The organism is Micromonospora sp. NPDC051543, from assembly GCF_044454415.1.
Classification (GTDB): domain Bacteria; phylum Actinomycetota; class Actinomycetes; order Mycobacteriales; family Micromonosporaceae; genus Micromonospora.
On record NZ_JBITDT010000012.1, the window covers coordinates 249,915 to 265,918 of the forward strand.

Sequence of the window (16,004 nt, forward strand, 5' to 3'; positions counted from 1 at the left end):
TCAGACCGCGAAGGTCGCCGGCCGCTCGGTCGCCGGGGCCGGCGGGCGGGCCTTCCACAGGCCGGTCTTCTGGCCGGCGAGCCGAGCCAGATACGCGGGGTTGAGGATCACGTAGCGACGCCACAGCCGCTTCGGCTCCAGCCCGAGCCGCCAGAACCACTCCAGGCCGGCGCGCTGCATCCACGGCGGAGGCTGGCGCAGCAGCCCGGCGTGGTAGTCGAACGCGGCGCCGACCGCCATCATCGGCATGTCCAGCAGCGGGCGCATGGCGTACGTGAATACCTCCTGGCGCGGGCAGCCGAGCCCGACCAGGACGAGCCGGGCGCCACTGGACCGGATCCGGTCGGCGATCTCGGCGTCCTCGCCCGGCTGGACCGCGCGGAACTTCGACGGCTCCACCCCGGCGATCTTCAGGGCCGGGAACATCCGCTCCAACGCCGGGATCAGCTTCGCCAGCGTCTCCTCGGTCGAGCCGTACAGGTAGACGGGCAGCCCCTCGTCGGCGAACCGGGAGAGCACGTGCAGCGTCAGCGTCGGCCCGTAGACCCGGTCGGTGAGCCCGGCGCCGTGCAGCAGGTTGAGCGCCCAGCGCACCGGCTGCCCGTCCGGGGTGACCACGTCGAAGGAGTTCAACCGGGCATTGTGCGCCGGATCGAGCACCCCGGTCATCACGCCGTGCACGGCCAGCGCCGTCAGCGCGAGAGGCCGTCGCTCGTGCGCCGCGGTCACCACCGCGTCGGTCGCCGAGGCGTAGTCGGTGGCGTCGACGAGGACGCCGAGCACGTTGCGCTTGGTCTGGGGAGTCATGGCTGCGGCACCCACTTGTCGACGTTCGCCTCGTAGATCTCCCGCAGGATCATCGGCACGTCGTACGTGATCTTCCAGTCCGGGTACTGCGCCTCGAACCGGGCCATGCTGCTCACGTACCACTGGTGGTCGCCGGTGCGGTTCTGCTCGACGTAGTTGATCCGCGCCTCGCGGCCGGTGATCTCCTGGGCGATCGCGAACGCCTCGATGTGGGAGGTGTTGGAGTGCCGGCCGCCACCGAGGTTGTAGACCTCGGCCGAGCGGGGCGCCCGGAAGAACGCCTCGAACGCGGTCAGCACGTCGTGCGAGTGGATCGCGTCGCGGACCATCTTGCCCTTGTAGCCGAACAGGTTGTACGTCCGACCCTCCATGACGCAGCGCATCAGGTACGCCAGGAACCCGTGCAGCTCAGCGGCCGAGTGGGCCGGGCCGGTCAGGGTGCCGCCCCGGAAACAGGCGGTCTTCATGTCGAAGTAGCGGCCGTACTCCTGCACCATCACGTCCGCGGCCACCTTCGAGGCGCCGAAGACCGAGTGCAGCGAGTGGTCGATCGACATCTCCTCGGTGATGCCCTCGTACCAGCGGTGGTCCTCGGGCAGCTCGTACCGGGTCTCCAGCTCGAGCAGCGGAAGGCTGTTGGGCCGGTCGCCGTAAACCTTGTTGGTCGAGCAGTGGATGAACGCCGCGTCGATCGCGTGCTGGCGGGTGTTCTCCAGCATGTTGAGAGTGCCGCCGGCGTTCACGTCGAAGTCCGTGTACGGCTCCTTGGCGGCCCAGTCGTGGCTGGGCTGGGCAGCGCTGTGGATCACCACGGCGATGTCCGAGCCGTACTTCTTGAACACCTGCTCCAGGCCGTCCCGGTCCCGGATGTCCACGGCGTGGTGGGTGTAGGCGTTACCGAGGTCGCGGCCGAGCCGCTCCAGGCTCCACGAGGTGGAGCCGTCCTCTCCGAAGAAGTACCGGCGCATGTCGTTGTCGATGCCGACGACGTCCAGACCGAGGCCGGCGAAGTGCCGGACCGCCTCGGAGCCGATCAGACCGCCCGACCCGGTCACCAACGCGACACTCACACGCCACTCCTGGTCCATCGGAGGCAGAAACCATCGGAGCATAGCGTGACGTCCGGCACGCCCCGATATGACGGAAGGGCCCCGCATCAAGCGGAGCCCTCGCCTTTTGGTGGGGATGGGGGGAGTTGAACCCCCACGCCCTTTCGGGCACACGGACCTGAACCGTGCGCGTCTGCCATTCCGCCACATCCCCGTGGCACGACCCGGGACACTGTAGCCGCCCCGAACCCGCTGTCTCCAGCAGGCCCCGGGAATACTACGCTGTCCCAGACGCTCGCCACGAGCGGTTACCGTTCGTGGCGGACGAAAGATTAGCACGGTGGTCCCGGTCCTTCCGAACGGGCCGGGAGCAGGCGGCCGAGCGGCGTGTGAGCTGCGCGCGCGCCGGCCGGATACCATCATGTCCTCGGGACCCGAGGAGGAGCCGGTGAGCGTGCTGCAACGCTTCGAGAAGCGTCTGGAAGGCCTGGTCGAAGGGGCTTTCGCCAAGGTCTTCAAAGGGGTGGTCCACCCCGTGGAGATCCTCAACGCCATGCAGCGGGAGGCCGAGGCGCACAAGGCGATCCTGGCCGGTGGGCGCACGTTGGTGCCCAACCGCTACGTGATCGATCTCTCGCCGTTCGACCACAGTCGTCTGGCGCCGTACGCCGCCGCGCTGGCCCAGGAGTTGGCCCAGTCGCAGGCGGAGTTCATCGGCGAGCAGGCCTGGACGGTCTACGGCGACGTGATCGTGGAGATCGAGCGGGGCGAGGGCCTGGACACGGGAATGTTCCGCGTCACCGCCGAGGTCTACACCGGTGGCGAGGTCGCCCCGGTGTCGGCGCCCGGCTACGACGCCGGTCCGCCCGCCTACCCCGCGTACGACCAGGGTGGCGGCTACGGCCCGCCGCCCGGGCACGGTGGCGGTCGCAACGTGCGGCTGGTCTCCGGTGACGGACGCACCTACCCCCTCCAGATGGGGTCGACGGTGATCGGTCGCGGCGACCAGGCGAACCTGCGCCTGCCCGACGTCGGGATCTCCCGGCGACACGCCCGACTGGATTTCGACGGCGGCCAGGTTGTGCTGACCGATCTGGGTTCCACCAACGGCACCATGGTCAACGGGCAGCGGGTCTCCGCCGTCGCGTTGAACCCCGGTGACATGGTCCAGCTCGGCACCACGACGCTGACCTTCCGCGTGGACGGCTGAGCCGCCTTGCCGGCACTGGTCATCACCGTTGCCCGGTTCGGGTTCCTGATCCTGCTGTGGATCTTCGTGTTCACGGTGGTCGGCGTGATCCGCCGAGATCTCTTCGCGGGAGCCCGATCCGGTCGCCTGGTGGCGGCACCGCGCGCGGTTGGCGCCTCGACGGGGCAGGCGGCCAAACCGGCGAAGGCGAAGCGGGGTAGGGCGGCCCACCAGCTGGTGGTCACCGCCGGTCAGTTGGCCGGCACCCGCATCACTCTCGGTGAAGCGCAGATCACCATCGGTCGGGCCGAGGACTCCACCCTGGTCATCACCGACGACTACGCCTCCGCGCGGCACGCGAGACTCCTGCCGCGCGAGGGTCAGTGGTTCGTCGAGGATCTCGGCTCGACTAACGGCACGTACCTGGATCGCGCTAAGGTCACCGGACCAACCCCCGTACCCCTCGGCGTGCCGATCCGGATCGGCCGCACTTCCCTCGAATTACGGCCATGACTCTGACCCTGCGCTATGCGGCCCACAGCGACCGCGGTCTGATCCGTGACGGCAATCAAGACTCCGTCTACGCCGGGCCGCGGCTACTCGCCGTTGCCGACGGCATGGGCGGCATGGCCGCCGGTGACGTCGCCAGCAACATCGTCATCGGTGCCATGGCGCCGCTCGACGAGGATGTCCCCGGGGACGCCCTCGTCGACGCGTTGCGTTCGGCCGTGGGCACCGCCAACCAACAGCTCCGCGACACGGTGGACGCCAACCCGCAGTTGGAGGGGATGGGCACCACACTGACGGCGACCCTCTTCTCCGGCAGCAAGCTGGGGATGGTCCACATCGGTGACTCGCGGGCCTATCTGCTGCGTAACGGTGAGTTCGCACAGATCACCAAGGACGACACGTACGTCCAGATGCTCGTCGACGAGGGCCGGATCAGCGCCGAGGAGGCCAGCAGCCACCCACAGCGGTCGCTGCTGACCCGCGCGCTGGACGGCCGGGACATCGACCCGGAGTACTCGGTGCGCCAGGTGCTCCCCGGTGACCGTTACCTGATCTGCAGCGACGGACTCTCGGGTGTGGTGAGCGCCGAGACCATCGGCGAGACCCTGCGCGAGTACACCGATCCGCAGCAGTGCGTCGAGCGGCTGGTGCAGCTCGCGCTGCGCGGCGGCGGCCCGGACAACATCACGGTGATCATCGCCGATGCCACCGACCACGACATCGTCGAGGCGACCCCGATCGTCGGCGGCGCCGCCGCCCGGGACCGGGGCATGGCCACCTCCGCCGACGACTCGACCCCGGCCGCCCGGGCCTCGGCGCTCTCCGCGCCGCGCCCCGCCGCGCCGGAGGAGCCCGCCGCCGCGGACGACGAGCCGGAACCGCGCAAGCGCCGGCCGGTACGCGCCACCGCCATGGCCGTGGCCCTTCTGGTGATCCTCGGCGGCGGACTCTTCGCCGGCTGGACGTACACCCAGCGCCAGTACTACGTGGGCGCCACCGAGGAGGGCCAGGTCGCGGTCTTCCGCGGCATCCAGGGGCAGATCGCCGGGATGGACCTGTCCACCGTGCACCGCACCAGCGGCACCCGGTTGGACGACCTCACCGTCGCCGCCCAGGACACGGTCAAGGTGGGCATCCGCGCCAAGAGCGAGCCGGACGCCGAGCGGCAGCTCGCGGAGCTGACCAGCGACACGCCGACCAACCCGAACCTGAAGCCGCTCTGCACGCCCGACACGGGCGCGTCGACCGGCTCGCCCACGCCCACTCCTTCCCCGACCCCGCCCGTGACGTCCCCGACGCCGGCCACCAGCCCCAGCGCGTCGGTGAACGGGGTCCTCAGCGCGAGCCCGACCACGGCGGTCACCGCCGGCGGGACCGATCCGACCACCGCACCCGACGCCACGCCCTCCGATTCGGCACCGCCGGCGCTCGACCCGGCCGGCTGCCGGTCTCCTGAGTGAGCGTCGACTGAGATCCCAAGGACTCCACCCGTGACCGTAGCGGCCACACCGGCATCCTCGCCCGCCACCACGGGCGGGGACTCCGGCGTACGCCTGGCCCGGTCCCGGCGCAACGCCGAGCTGTCCCTGCTGCTGTTGGCCATGGTGCTGGTGGCCGCGTACATGGCGACCGTCGAGGCGAACCTCCTGGACACGGTCACTCCGGATTTCTGGATGCCCGCCGCCGCGCTCGGGGCGGTCTTCCTCGGCCTGCACCTGGTCATCCGGTTCCTCGCCCCATTCGCCGATCCGGCTCTGCTGCCGGCGGTGGCTCTGCTCAACGGTCTCGGCGTGGGCTTCCTGCGCCGGATCGACCTGGGCGAGGCCGCGCCGGTGGACCGGGAGGACCTGGCCACGTTCGCCGGAATCGGCGGCCGGCAGCTCGCCTGGACGCTGGCCTCGGTGATCCTCGCCGCGGGCCTGCTCGCGATCATGCGCGACCACCGTTCGGTGTCCCGATACGCGTACACCCTGGGACTCGCCGGCATCGTGCTGGTGATGCTCCCGGCGGTGCTGCCGCGCAGCATGTCCGAGATCAACGGCGCCAAGCTGTGGATCCGCCTCGGCGGGTTCTCGATCCAGCCGGGTGAGTTCGCCAAGCTGGCGCTGCTGGTCTTCTTCGCGTACTACCTGGTGCGCAAGCGCGAGGTGCTCTCGCTGGCGAGCCGGCGGTTCCTCGGTATCGACTTCCCGCGCGGTCGGGACCTCGGTCCGGTGGTCGTGGTCTGGTTGATCAGCCTCCTGGTGCTGGTCTTCGAGAAGGACCTCGGCACCTCTCTGCTGTACTTCGGCATGTTCGTGGTGACCCTCTACATCGCCACCGAACGGGTCAGTTGGCTGCTGATCGGTCTGCTCCTCTTCTTCGGTGGCGCCTACCTCGCGTACGTCCTCGGTTCGACGGTCGGCGGCCCGTTCGCCAACTTCTACGTGCGCGCCGAGATCTGGCTGGACCCGTTCGCCGACCCGACCGACAAGGGTTATCAGCTCGTCCAGGGCCTGCTTGCCCTCGGCACGGGCGGGCTCTTCGGTGCGGGACCGGGCGGCGGTCAGCCGGACATCCTGCCCGAGGTGCAGAACGACTTCATCTTCGCCGGCATCGGTGAGGAGATCGGCCTCTTCGGTCTCTCCGCGCTGCTGGTGGTCTACCTGCTGATCGTGGAGCGGGGTCTGCGCGCCGCGTTGGCGGTCCGTGACTCGTTCGGCAAGCTGCTCGCCGGTGGTCTCGCCTTCACCCTGGGCCTCCAGGTCTTCGTGATCGTCGGCGGCATCAGCAAGCTGATCCCGTTGACCGGCCAGACCACGCCGTTCCTGTCCGCCGGTGGCTCGTCGCTGATGGCGAACTGGCTGCTCATCGCGGTCCTGCTGCGGGTCTCCGACGGGGCTCGGCGGCCGGTGACCGGTGGCGCCGGCAAGGCGGCCCGACCGGCGGGCGGTCCGCCCGAGCAGTTGCACGGTGCTCCCACGGAGGTGATCAAGCCGTGAACGCACCCCTGCGTCGTGTCGGTGTCGTCGTCATGGTCCTGTTCGGTCTGCTCTTCGCGAACCTGAACTGGATCCAGGCGTACAAGGCCGACGAGTACCGCACCAGTGACTACAACGGTCGGGTCCAGGTCGCCGACTACAAGCGCAAGCGCGGCAACATCGAGGCCGGCGGCACCGCATTGGCCACCAGCAAGGAGACCACCGGCAAGCTGAAGTTCCAGCGCACCTACCCGGGTGGTGCCAAGTACGCCCATGTGCTCGGCTACAAGCCGGTCAACCTGGCCGACACCGGCATCGAGCAGCTGGAGAACGACTTCCTGGCCGGCACCAGCGACCAGTTGATCGGCGACCGGTTCAAGGACATGTTCACCGGCGACGAGACCGCCGGCGGCAACGTGCTGCTCACGCTCTCGAAGCGGGCGCAGGACGTGGCGTACGACCAGATGCGCAACAACCAGGTGGATGCGAAGAGGGGCGCGGCGATCGCCATCGACCCGCGTACCGGTGCGGTGCAGGCCCTGGTGTCGATGCCCAGCTTCGACCCGAACCCGCTCGTCAGCCACGACACGACCGCGGCGGCTGCGGAGATCAACAAGCTGGAGCAGAACCCGGACGGTCCGCTGAAGAACCGCGCCCTCTCCGAGACGCTGCCCCCGGGCTCCACCTTCAAGATCGTGGTTGCCGCGGCGGCGTTGGAGAACGGCGTGACCAAGTCGACCCCGATCCCGGCCGGGTCCAGCTACACGCCGCCCACCTCGGGCAGCCCGATCCGTAACGCCGCCGCGTCGATCTGCCCCGAGCCGCAGGTCACCCTCCAGGAGGCGGTCACCGAATCCTGTAACACGGGCTTCGCGCAGCTCGGCGTGCGGCTCGGCGCGGACAAGGTCAAGGAGAAGGCCCGCCAGTTCGGCTTCGAGCAGGAGGACCTCACCGTCGGCCAGCTCGGCGAGGGCGGCCTGCGGACGGCGGCCAGCCGGACCGGCGACATGCAGAACCCGGACGGCAGCACCGACCCGGCCGCGCTCGCCCAGTCCTCGATCGGTCAGAACAACGTCCGGATGACCCCGTTGCAGGGCGCGATGATCGCCGGGGCGGTCGCCAACGGCGGCAGCCAGATGCGGCCGTACCTGGTCCGGCAGCTCCTCGCCCCGGACCGGACCACCAGCTACTACACCGCGAAGGCACGGGAGCTGCGCCAGCCCGTCGAGCCGCAGGTCGCCTCCGACCTGCGCGACATGATGGTCAGCGTCGTGCAGAAGGGCACCGGCCAGAAGGCGGCGATCAGCGGTTACACGGTGGGCGGCAAGACCGGTACGGCGCAGTCCGCGCCGGACCGCCCCGACCACGGCTGGTTCATCGGCTTCGCGCTGGACAAGAACGGCAACCCGGTCTCGGCGGTGTGTGTCGTCCTGGAGCAGGCCGGCAGCGGCGGCAGCGCCGAGGCGGCCCGGATCGGCGGCCAGATCATGCGGGCCGCCATCGCCGACCCCGGGGGCCGCTGACATGCTCAGCCCCGGCGTCCAGCTCGGCAACCGCTACCGTCTCGACGAGCGGATCGCCAGCGGCGGCATGGGCGACGTCTGGCGCGGCACCGACCAGGTGCTCGGCCGGACGGTCGCGGTGAAGAGCCTGCTCCCGGCATTGCTCGACGACCCGGACTTCGCCGAGCGGTTCCGGGGCGAGGCCCGGACGATGGCCACGATCAACCACCCCGGGGTCGTCGACGTCTACGACTTCGGCAACGATCAGCAGATCGCGTTCCTGGTCATGGAGTACGTCGAGGGCGACGCCCTGTCCTCCACGCTCAGCCGGGTCGGCCGGCTCACCCCGGCCCGCACCATGGCGCTCGTCGCGCAGGCCGCGGACGCGCTGCACGCCGCGCACGAGAAGGGCATCGTGCACCGCGACGTGAAGCCGGGCAACCTGCTGGTCCGGCCGAACGGCACGCTCGTGCTGACCGACTTCGGCATCGCCCGCTCGGACATCGTCGGCCAGCTCACCGCCGCCGGCTCGGTGCTCGGCACCGCCTCGTACATCTCGCCGGAGCAGGCCACCGGGCAGGTGGCCACCCCGGCGTCCGACGTGTACGCGCTCGGCGTGGTCGCCTACCAGTGCCTCGCCGGCCGGCGACCGTTCGAGGGGGACAACCCGCTCGACATCGCCATGCGGCACGTCCGGGAGACGCCGCGCCCACTTCCCAACGACATTCCGCCGCAGGTCCGGGCGGTCGTCGAGCGGGCGTTGGCGAAGGACCCGGCGGCCCGCTGGCCGAGTGCCGCCGCCCTCGCCTCGGTCGCCCGGCAGCTCAAGGCCGCGCTGTCCCAGCAGGCCCGGTCCGGTGGTCACTCCGCGCCGATCTCCGGGGCGCCGTCCTCGCCCGCCGCACCCGGCCGGGCCCAGGTGCCGCAGGGGCAGCAGTTCCGCCCGCCGAATGCGCCGCACCGGCAGCCGCCCGTCGGGCAGCGACCCACCGCGATCGCGCCCGCCCAACAACCTCGCCCCACCGCGGTCGCGCCGGCCGTACCGCACGCCCGGCCGCCGGTCGCCCAGGCCGGATATCCGCGCGGCGCCGCGGCGGTGCCGCCGGCACAGAACCGGCAGGAACACCCACCGGCGTACGCCCGGCAGGCCGGCCCGGCGTCCGAGCCCAGCCGGTCCCGGCCCGGGATGGTGCTCGTCGCCATCCTGCTGGCCTTACTGGTCCTGCTCTGCTCCGGCGTGATTTCCTACAAACTGCGGAAGGCGTCGCAGACGGGTACGTCCGGGGCGACGACTTCACAGACCGTGACGTCCGGCGCGCTGCGGCTCGACGGACGCGACGATGCGACCCGGACGTCGTACCGTCGTGAGGTACGACTCCGGCCGGGTTACGGCGGGACGACGACGAGCGAAGGACGACAGACGCGATGACAGCGCAGGCCCGCCTGCTCGGTGGCAGGTACCAGGTCGGCGAGCTGCTCGGCTACGGCGGCATGGCCGAGGTGCACCGCGGTCGCGACCTCCGGCTCGGTCGGGATGTCGCGATCAAGATGCTCCGTACCGACCTCGCCCGGGACGCGACGTTCCAGATGCGCTTCCGCCGGGAGGCGCAGAACGCGGCGTCGCTCAACCACCCGGCGATCGTGGCGGTCTACGACACCGGCGAGGAGACCGCCCCGACCGGCGAGACGCTGCCCTTCATCGTCATGGAGTTCGTCAACGGACGGACGTTGAAGGAGGTCCTCGGAGTCGAGGGCCGGTTGCAGCCCCGCCGTGCGCTGGAGATCTGCGCCGACATGTGCGCGGCGTTGGAGTTCAGCCACCGGCACGGGATCATCCACCGGGACATCAAGCCGGGCAACGTCATGCTCACCCAGACCGGTCAGGTCAAGGTGATGGACTTCGGTATCGCCCGGGCGCTGGCCAGCGGCGCGACGACCATGACGCAGACCAGCGCGGTCATCGGCACGGCCCAGTACCTGTCGCCCGAGCAGGCGCGCGGTGAGGCCGTGGACGCCCGCTCCGACGTGTACGCGGCCGGCTGCGTCCTCTTCGAGCTGGTCTGTGGTCACCCGCCGTTCGTCGGTGACAGCCCGGTCAGCGTCGCGTACCAGCACGTACGGGAGACTCCGCCGACCCCGAGCGACATCAACCCGGACGTCACTCCGGCGGTCGACGCGATCGTGCTCAAGGCGCTGTCGAAGAACCCGCTGAACCGTTACCAGAGTGCCGGCGAGATGCGCGCCGACCTGCTGCGCGCCGCCGCCGGCCGCCCGGTGCTGGCCACTCCGGTGCTGCGCGAGGCGGAGACGGTGGCGATGGCCCCGGCCGGCGGCGGTGCCGCCGGCTACCCGCCGGCCGCCACCGGGCAGCAGACCCGGCAGATCCCGGCGCGGGTCGGCGACCCACGTCAGCGCAAGGCGTCCTCCTGGTTGATCGCCCTGTTCAGCGCGGTCGGTGTGCTGGCGGTGATCGCCCTGGTCGCCGCGCTGCTCTGGAGTGAGCAGCAGGACAAGGACCTGAAGGCGGTGCCGACGCTCGCGGGCAAGACGCGCGACGCGGCGGTCACCGAGATCCGCAACGCGGGCTTCAACCCGGTGGTCGGCGATCCTGTCCTGGCCAACGACTGCACGAAGGGCACCGTCGCCAAGCAGGATCCCGCAGCGGGTGCCCGGCTGAAGTCGGCGAGCAACGTGACCGTCCAGATCTGTGACGGCAAGCCCGACGTCAAGATCCCTCCGGGTCTGGTCAACTCGCAGTTCGACAACGTGGCGCCCCAGCTCGAAGCGTTGGGGCTGACCGTGGAACAGAAACCGGTCGACAACCCCGCGCAGAAGGGCATCGTCGTCAAGGTCAGCCCGCCCTCGGGGTCCACCGTTGCCCAGGACAGCAAGGTGACCGTCGAGGTCTCACGCGGCAACGTCAGCAAGGTGCCCAACGTCGTCAACTCCACCAAGGACGACGCCGCGGCCGAGCTCCGCGCGGCGGGTTACGTGGTCAGCTTCCGCGAGGGCGACGAGGTGCCGGCTGCCGAGGCCGGCCGGGTTCAGAAGCAGAACCCGAAGGGCGGCACCGAGCTGGCCCAGGGCAAGACGGTGATCATCGAGGTCGGCATCCCGCAGGAGGTCGAGGAGACGCCCACTCCACCGGGGTCGCCGACGCCGACGCCGAGTGGCACGCCGACGCCGGGCGGCGGTGGCGGCACGGGTCAGCCGATCTTCCCGCCGTTCCGGGTGGACGGGGAGTAGCCGTCCGCATCCGGTTGCGGGGCCGGTGGGCACCCGTCGACGACCGCCCACCGGCGGGTCGCTGGCGACGGCGGCTGCGACACGTGGCGGTCCTGGGCGTGGTCGTGGTGGCGCTGAGCAGCGTCCCGTGGCTGTGGACGACGCTCGGCGCGCGCGGACACACCCACGACGAGGCGGGGGCGCCCACCGCCGACGTCGTGATCGTCCTCGGCACGGCGGCGGCAGCGGACGGACGGCAACCGGGTGACCGGCTCGCCGGCCGGCTGGAGACCGCCGCCGAGCTGGTGCGTACCGGGCGGGCGCGGGCGGTGTTGGTGTCCGGGGACGGGGGTGGCACCTCCGGCGACGAGCCGACCGTGATGACCGCGTACCTGACCGAGCGGCTCGGCGTCGACCCGGGTCGGGTGGCGGCGGACCCGTTCGGCCTGGACACGTACGACAGCTGCGTCCGCGCCCGGGACGTGTACGGCGTCGAGCGCGCGCTGATCGTGACGCAGTCCTACCACCTGTCCCGGGCGGTGACGCTCTGCCGGCACCTCGGCCTCGACGTCGACGGGGTGGCCGCCCGCTGCGACGGGTGTGGTTCCGTCATGCTCGCCGGTAAGGCGGTCCGGGACTACCTGGCGAGCGGCAAGGCGGCCTGGGACGTGTTCCGGGAGCGGCCACCCGCCGTCCGGTCACCCGCGAACCCGGCCGTGCGGGACGCCCTCAGGAGCTGACCGGGCGTCAGGAGGTGGCGAAGGCGGCGAGCCGCCGGGCGTCCACCTCGGCGGCCAGCGCCGGCGCGCGCTCCAGCGCCTCGGTGTGACCGCAGCTCGCGAGCCAGTTGGCGAGCATCAGGTGGCCGCCCTCGGTGAGCACCGACTCCGGGTGGAACTGCACACCCTCGATGGGCAGCGTCCGGTGCCGCATCGCCATCACCACTCCGGACCCGGTCCAGCCGGTGACCTCCAGCTCGTCCGGCAGCGTCTCGGGCAGGACGGCCAGCGAGTGGTAGCGGGTGGCGGTGAACGGGTCGGGCAGGCCGGCGAGCACGCCGACGGAGTCGTGGCGTACCTCGGAGGTCTTGCCGTGCAGCAGCTCGGGGGCCCGGGTGACGGTCGCTCCGAACGCCTCCCCGATGGCCTGGTGACCGAGGCAGACGCCGAAGATCGGCAGCTTGCCCGCGTACTCCCGGATGACGTCCAGGCAGATGCCCGCACGGTCCGGGCTGCCCGGACCGGGTGAGAGCAGCACGCCCGCCGCGCCCAGCCGGCCCACCTCGGCGACGTCGATCTCGTCGTTGCGGCGCACGTCGCAGTCCACGCCGAGCTGGCCCAGGTACTGCACCAGGTTGAAGACGAACGAGTCGTAGTTGTCGATCACCAGGACGCGCATCGTCACCTGCTCGTGGAGGACGGTTCGGGGTTGTTCCGTTCCGTGTCGTACGGCAGGTCGTGCTCGTCGCCGGTCGGCGTGTCGCCGGTCACCGCATCGCCGTCGCTCGGCTCGCCGGGAACGCCGGAGTCCTCCTGGGTGACCTGGACGTCGTCGAAGGGCAGCAGGGGCTCGGCCCACGGAAAGGCCACGTACCAGAGCAGGGCCACCGTGGCGGCCGCGAGCAGCACCGAACCGACGAGCTTGCCGGCCAGTCCGAACGGGAGCTTGCGCCAGATGAACGCGTACACCGGGTCAGCCTCCCAGCTCGGTCGGGCGACCCGCCGACTTGGGCTGGGTCCGGTCCAACTCCGCGTGGATGATCAGGCGCTGGTAGTTGTCCCACTTGGGGTTGCAGGTGGTCAGGGTGAGCATCCGCTTGGTTGCCTTCTTGTTCGGCTCGCCGGGCACGGGCGCCACGACCTCGACCTGCGTCGGCTTGACGATGCGGGTCTGTGCCACCCGGTAGACGTACCAGTCGGTCTTGCTCTCGACCACGATCGCGTCGCCGTCGTGCAACTCGTCCAGCCGCCAGAAGGTGGCCCGGTTCCGGTGGCCGGCGACGGAGAAGTTGCCGACCTGGCCGGGCAGCGCGCTGGTCGGGTAGTGGCCCGGCGCGTAGCGGATGTCGTCCTGGGTGACGCCCTCGACCACCACCCAGTTCTTGTCGAGCTTGGGGATGTAGAGGCCGGCGATCGGCTTGCCCCGCACCGGCGGGGACGGCTTGGCGGTCGGGGCCTTCGACGGGACGACCGTCGGGTCGTCGGTCGGGCCCCACTCCTGCGCGAGTTGGCTGCTGAGGTCGTTCTGGTGGGCGTCCACGACGGCCGACTTGCCCCACACCTCGTAGCCGGCGAAGAGGAGCACCACCAGGCCGAAGGTGATCAGGACTTCGCCGGTGGCCCTGATGCCGGTCCGGAGTCGGGAGGCGATGGATGGACGGGTCAGCTCCGAGTAGACGCTCTTGTAGCCCTCGCCGGTCTGGTGCGGCCGGAGTTGGACGACCCGCTCCCCCCGACGCGGCTTCGGCGGCTCGGCGGCGCTGTCGCCCTCGCCGGCCGGCTCCTCCGGCGCCGGCGTACGGGGAACCGCACCCATCAGCGCCGTCATGTCGATGGACGGGGGCCGGGGTGTCGGCCTGCCGGTCACGGTGGGGATGAGCGCGGTGGCGTTCGGGTCGGCGGTGCGGTCGGGTGTGGCCGGGGAGACGGGCGCGCCCGAGCCGCCGGTCGGGCGCGTGGCCCTGGGGGTGATCTTCGGAATGAACGCGGTCGGCGCGTCGCCGCCCGGCGACGAGGGGGCACCGGGGGCCGGGGAGGCGCTCGGTGGTGCGGGAGTGCTCGGGGACGCGGGCGTGCTCTGCGGCGCGGGCGTGCTCGGCGGCGCGGGCGTGCTCGGCGGCGGCGGCGGCGGGGCGGCGGCGGGGGGAGGATTCGACTCGGCCCGGGGTGCCGCCGTACCCGGCCAGCGCGGCGGCGCGGTCGGAGTCGCGCGGTCGGTGGAGCCCTGCGGGTCGGACCATCCGGCGCTCGGTGCCGCGGACGCGGCGGGCGGGCCCGTCGGCCGTGACCGGCTGGGCAGAACGGGATCGGGCCAGTTGCCGGTCGGCGTCCGCCCCGGGGTCGGGGCGGGTCGGGACGGCGACGACTCGGGTCGACCTCCGGTGGACGCGGCCTGGCCCGGCGAGGTTTCCACCCGGCCCGCAGGCGGCTCGGCGCGAACCGGCTCGGGTCGGTCGACCTTGGGCAGGAAGGCCGTCGGCTCGTCGGCTTGGTCCCGGTGTCGGCCGTCGCGGCGCTCGTCGGGGCCGGTCACCTGGGCACCGTCGCCGAGCGCAGGGCCGTCGAATCCTCGAAGGCCGGGACGGTCACCGTGGAGACGGACTCCTTGTAGCCGAGCTGGTAGTCGTCGACTGCGTCCTTGAACAACCGGACTCCCTCAGAGCTGGCGAGGGCCTGCTGGAGGGCAGCGGGATCGCCGATTGCTACGATCTTGAACGGTGGGGAGTACACCCGGCCATGAAGCAGCAGGGTGTTACCGACGCAGCGTACCGCGCTGGTTGCGAGCACGCGGACGTTCATGATTGACATGGCCTCCGCACCACCCGCCCAGAGCGCGTTGACCACCGCCTGCACGTCGCCCTGGTGCACGACCAGGTCGTCGTTGGTGGCGTCGGAGTGAGCCTCGTCGTTGTGCTGGGGCGCGTCGTTCAGCTCGACCGTGACGGCCGTGCCGGTGACGGGAGTGAACCCGGCCGCCGCGAGGCTGCGTTGGGCTCGGTTCTGCTGGGCCTTGATCGGGGCGTCCGAGTCGGCCAGCGTGTTGGTGCGTTGCTCGACCTCGTCGCGCAGGGTGGCGGCCCGGCGCTCGCTCACCGTGACCTGCTGCTGCCGCTCCTCGATGAGCTGGTTGAGCTGGGGCCGCCGATCTTCCCGGAGGGCGGTGCCACCGGCGGTGGTCGCGGTGGTGGTGAAGAGCAGTCCCGCCGCGGCGGCGATCAGGGGCACCCCGATCGACCAGCCCGGTCGCCGTTGGCGTGGCCGCCGGGGCAGCAGCCCGGCGACGGCCCGTCGGAGGACCTTCTGCCAGGAAGCGGCACCGGATGTGTACTCCACCGAGCGTTCCTTCCGAGTGTCAAGGACCGGTCCGTGACGACTGGGCCGCGATGCGAACAGTCCCGCCCTTTTCGGTCACTCCATGTACCTGCCTGACCCCATTCGTGGTCCAGGCGGCCGTTCGGGACTACGCTAGCTGTCGAACATTATTGGCCATGAACCGTCGCCTCCGCGTCCGGTTGTCAGGCCGGACGAGGTTGTCACCCCCTCTGGAGAGCGCCGTGCCCAAGTCTCAGGTCCGCAAGAAGAAGGTGTACACCCCGCCGACGGACGTCCGTCCGACGACGACGGCGGCGTCGCGCAAGCCTAGCCCGGTGTGGCTGCCGATCACCGCGGTCGCTCTGATCGTCGCGGGCATCGGCTGGCTTGTCGTCTACTACCTCTCCGAGCAGGAGTACCCGGTCGCCTCGTGGCAGTACTGGAACCTGGCGGTGGGCTTCGGCGCGATGGTCGCGTCGCTGGTGCTGCTCTCCCGCTGGCGCTGAGCCCGGTCGGGCCGCCGCCGCACCGCAGGATCCACCACCGGACCGCAGGATCTCCGTCACCCGCCATCCCCCTGCCCGGCACGACCGGGCCGGGCACCCTATGGTGTCCGCAGGCGGCGTGGCCTACTGCGAGATGACTCACGTTACTGCTGGGTAACCTTGCGCGTAGGCTGCACTGCATGACCGAGCGGAGTGATGTCATCGACCGGTCCGGTCGCAGGTGCG

At 71.1% G+C, this 16,004-nt stretch carries 15 protein-coding genes and 1 tRNA gene; 9 read left to right on the forward strand and 7 right to left on the reverse strand.

Features of this window, described 5'->3' with window-relative positions; all coding sequences use genetic code 11:
* From ACIA3K_RS23170 to ACIA3K_RS23180, 3 genes are all read right to left on the reverse strand, one after another.
* Positions 1 to 807, reverse strand: coding sequence for a WecB/TagA/CpsF family glycosyltransferase (locus tag ACIA3K_RS23170; protein ID WP_355048519.1), 807 nt, complete (start codon positions 805 to 807; stop codon positions 1 to 3).
* Positions 804 to 1,919 (reverse strand): NAD-dependent epimerase/dehydratase family protein, encoded by a 1,116-nt coding sequence (locus ACIA3K_RS23175; protein WP_396803623.1) that lies wholly within the window; start codon positions 1,917 to 1,919, stop codon positions 804 to 806. The genes ACIA3K_RS23170 and ACIA3K_RS23175 overlap by 4 nt, the downstream gene beginning before the upstream one ends.
* A gap of 65 nt (positions 1,920 to 1,984) precedes the next feature.
* Positions 1,985 to 2,070, reverse strand: a tRNA-Leu gene (locus tag ACIA3K_RS23180).
* Between the two features lie 207 nt (positions 2,071 to 2,277).
* On the opposite strand from ACIA3K_RS23180, the gene ACIA3K_RS23185 reads away from it, so the two are divergent.
* From ACIA3K_RS23185 to ACIA3K_RS23220, 8 genes are all read left to right on the forward strand, one after another.
* On the forward strand, positions 2,278 to 3,066 hold the full coding sequence (locus tag ACIA3K_RS23185) for a DUF3662 and FHA domain-containing protein (protein ID WP_007454122.1): 789 nt from the start codon (positions 2,278 to 2,280) through the stop codon (positions 3,064 to 3,066).
* 6 nt (positions 3,067 to 3,072) lie between these two features.
* A complete protein-coding gene (locus ACIA3K_RS23190) occupies positions 3,073 to 3,558 on the forward strand; it encodes an FHA domain-containing protein (protein ID WP_355048517.1) in 486 nt (161 codons plus the stop codon).
* A complete protein-coding gene (locus ACIA3K_RS23195) occupies positions 3,555 to 5,015 on the forward strand; it encodes a PP2C family protein-serine/threonine phosphatase (protein WP_396803625.1) in 1,461 nt (486 codons plus the stop codon). The genes ACIA3K_RS23190 and ACIA3K_RS23195 overlap by 4 nt, the downstream gene beginning before the upstream one ends.
* Positions 5,016 to 5,045: 30 nt before the next feature.
* The gene (locus ACIA3K_RS23200; protein ID WP_396803627.1) at positions 5,046 to 6,536 is read left to right on the forward strand and encodes an FtsW/RodA/SpoVE family cell cycle protein; all 1,491 of its coding nucleotides are present in this window, start codon (positions 5,046 to 5,048) and stop codon (positions 6,534 to 6,536) included.
* Positions 6,533 to 8,038 (forward strand): penicillin-binding transpeptidase domain-containing protein, encoded by a 1,506-nt coding sequence (locus ACIA3K_RS23205; protein WP_355048514.1) that lies wholly within the window; start codon positions 6,533 to 6,535, stop codon positions 8,036 to 8,038. The genes ACIA3K_RS23200 and ACIA3K_RS23205 overlap by 4 nt, the downstream gene beginning before the upstream one ends.
* A 1-nt stretch (position 8,039) precedes the next feature.
* Complete coding sequence (locus tag ACIA3K_RS23210; RefSeq protein ID WP_396803629.1) at positions 8,040 to 9,446, forward strand: protein kinase; 1,407 nt, start codon at positions 8,040 to 8,042, stop codon at positions 9,444 to 9,446.
* On the forward strand, positions 9,443 to 11,263 hold the full coding sequence (gene pknB, locus ACIA3K_RS23215; RefSeq protein ID WP_396803631.1) for a Stk1 family PASTA domain-containing Ser/Thr kinase: 1,821 nt from the start codon (positions 9,443 to 9,445) through the stop codon (positions 11,261 to 11,263). Before ACIA3K_RS23210 ends, pknB begins: the two co-directional genes overlap by 4 nt.
* Positions 11,264 to 11,346: 83 nt before the next feature.
* Positions 11,347 to 11,982 carry a vancomycin high temperature exclusion protein gene (locus ACIA3K_RS23220; protein ID WP_396803633.1) on the forward strand — a complete coding sequence of 212 codons (636 nt, stop codon included), beginning with the start codon at positions 11,347 to 11,349 and terminating at the stop codon, positions 11,980 to 11,982.
* Between the two features lie 7 nt (positions 11,983 to 11,989).
* Here the strand turns inward: ACIA3K_RS23220 and ACIA3K_RS23225 are convergent, their stop codons facing one another.
* The 4 genes from ACIA3K_RS23225 to ACIA3K_RS23240 are packed head-to-tail and all read right to left on the reverse strand — an operon-like array spanning position 11,990 to position 15,294.
* The gene (locus tag ACIA3K_RS23225; RefSeq protein WP_396803635.1) at positions 11,990 to 12,640 is read right to left on the reverse strand and encodes an aminodeoxychorismate/anthranilate synthase component II; all 651 of its coding nucleotides are present in this window, start codon (positions 12,638 to 12,640) and stop codon (positions 11,990 to 11,992) included.
* Positions 12,641 to 12,642: 2 nt separating this feature from the next.
* On the reverse strand, positions 12,643 to 12,930 hold the full coding sequence (locus tag ACIA3K_RS23230) for a hypothetical protein (protein ID WP_396803637.1): 288 nt from the start codon (positions 12,928 to 12,930) through the stop codon (positions 12,643 to 12,645).
* Positions 12,931 to 12,934: 4 nt separating this feature from the next.
* Entirely contained in the window at positions 12,935 to 14,494 is a 1,560-nt protein-coding gene (locus ACIA3K_RS23235) for a class E sortase (RefSeq protein WP_396803639.1), read from the reverse strand.
* Positions 14,491 to 15,294: a DUF881 domain-containing protein gene (locus tag ACIA3K_RS23240; protein ID WP_396803641.1), complete on the reverse strand. Its 804-nt coding sequence runs from the start codon at positions 15,292 to 15,294 to the stop codon at positions 14,491 to 14,493. Before ACIA3K_RS23240 ends, ACIA3K_RS23235 begins: the two co-directional genes overlap by 4 nt.
* A 221-nt stretch (positions 15,295 to 15,515) precedes the next feature.
* Here ACIA3K_RS23240 and ACIA3K_RS23245 point away from each other — a divergent pair, with 221 nt between their 5' ends.
* Positions 15,516 to 15,779, forward strand: a complete 264-nt coding sequence (locus ACIA3K_RS23245; protein WP_007454145.1) for a cell division protein CrgA — start codon at positions 15,516 to 15,518, stop codon at positions 15,777 to 15,779.
* Positions 15,780 to 16,004: the final 225 nt, after the last annotated feature.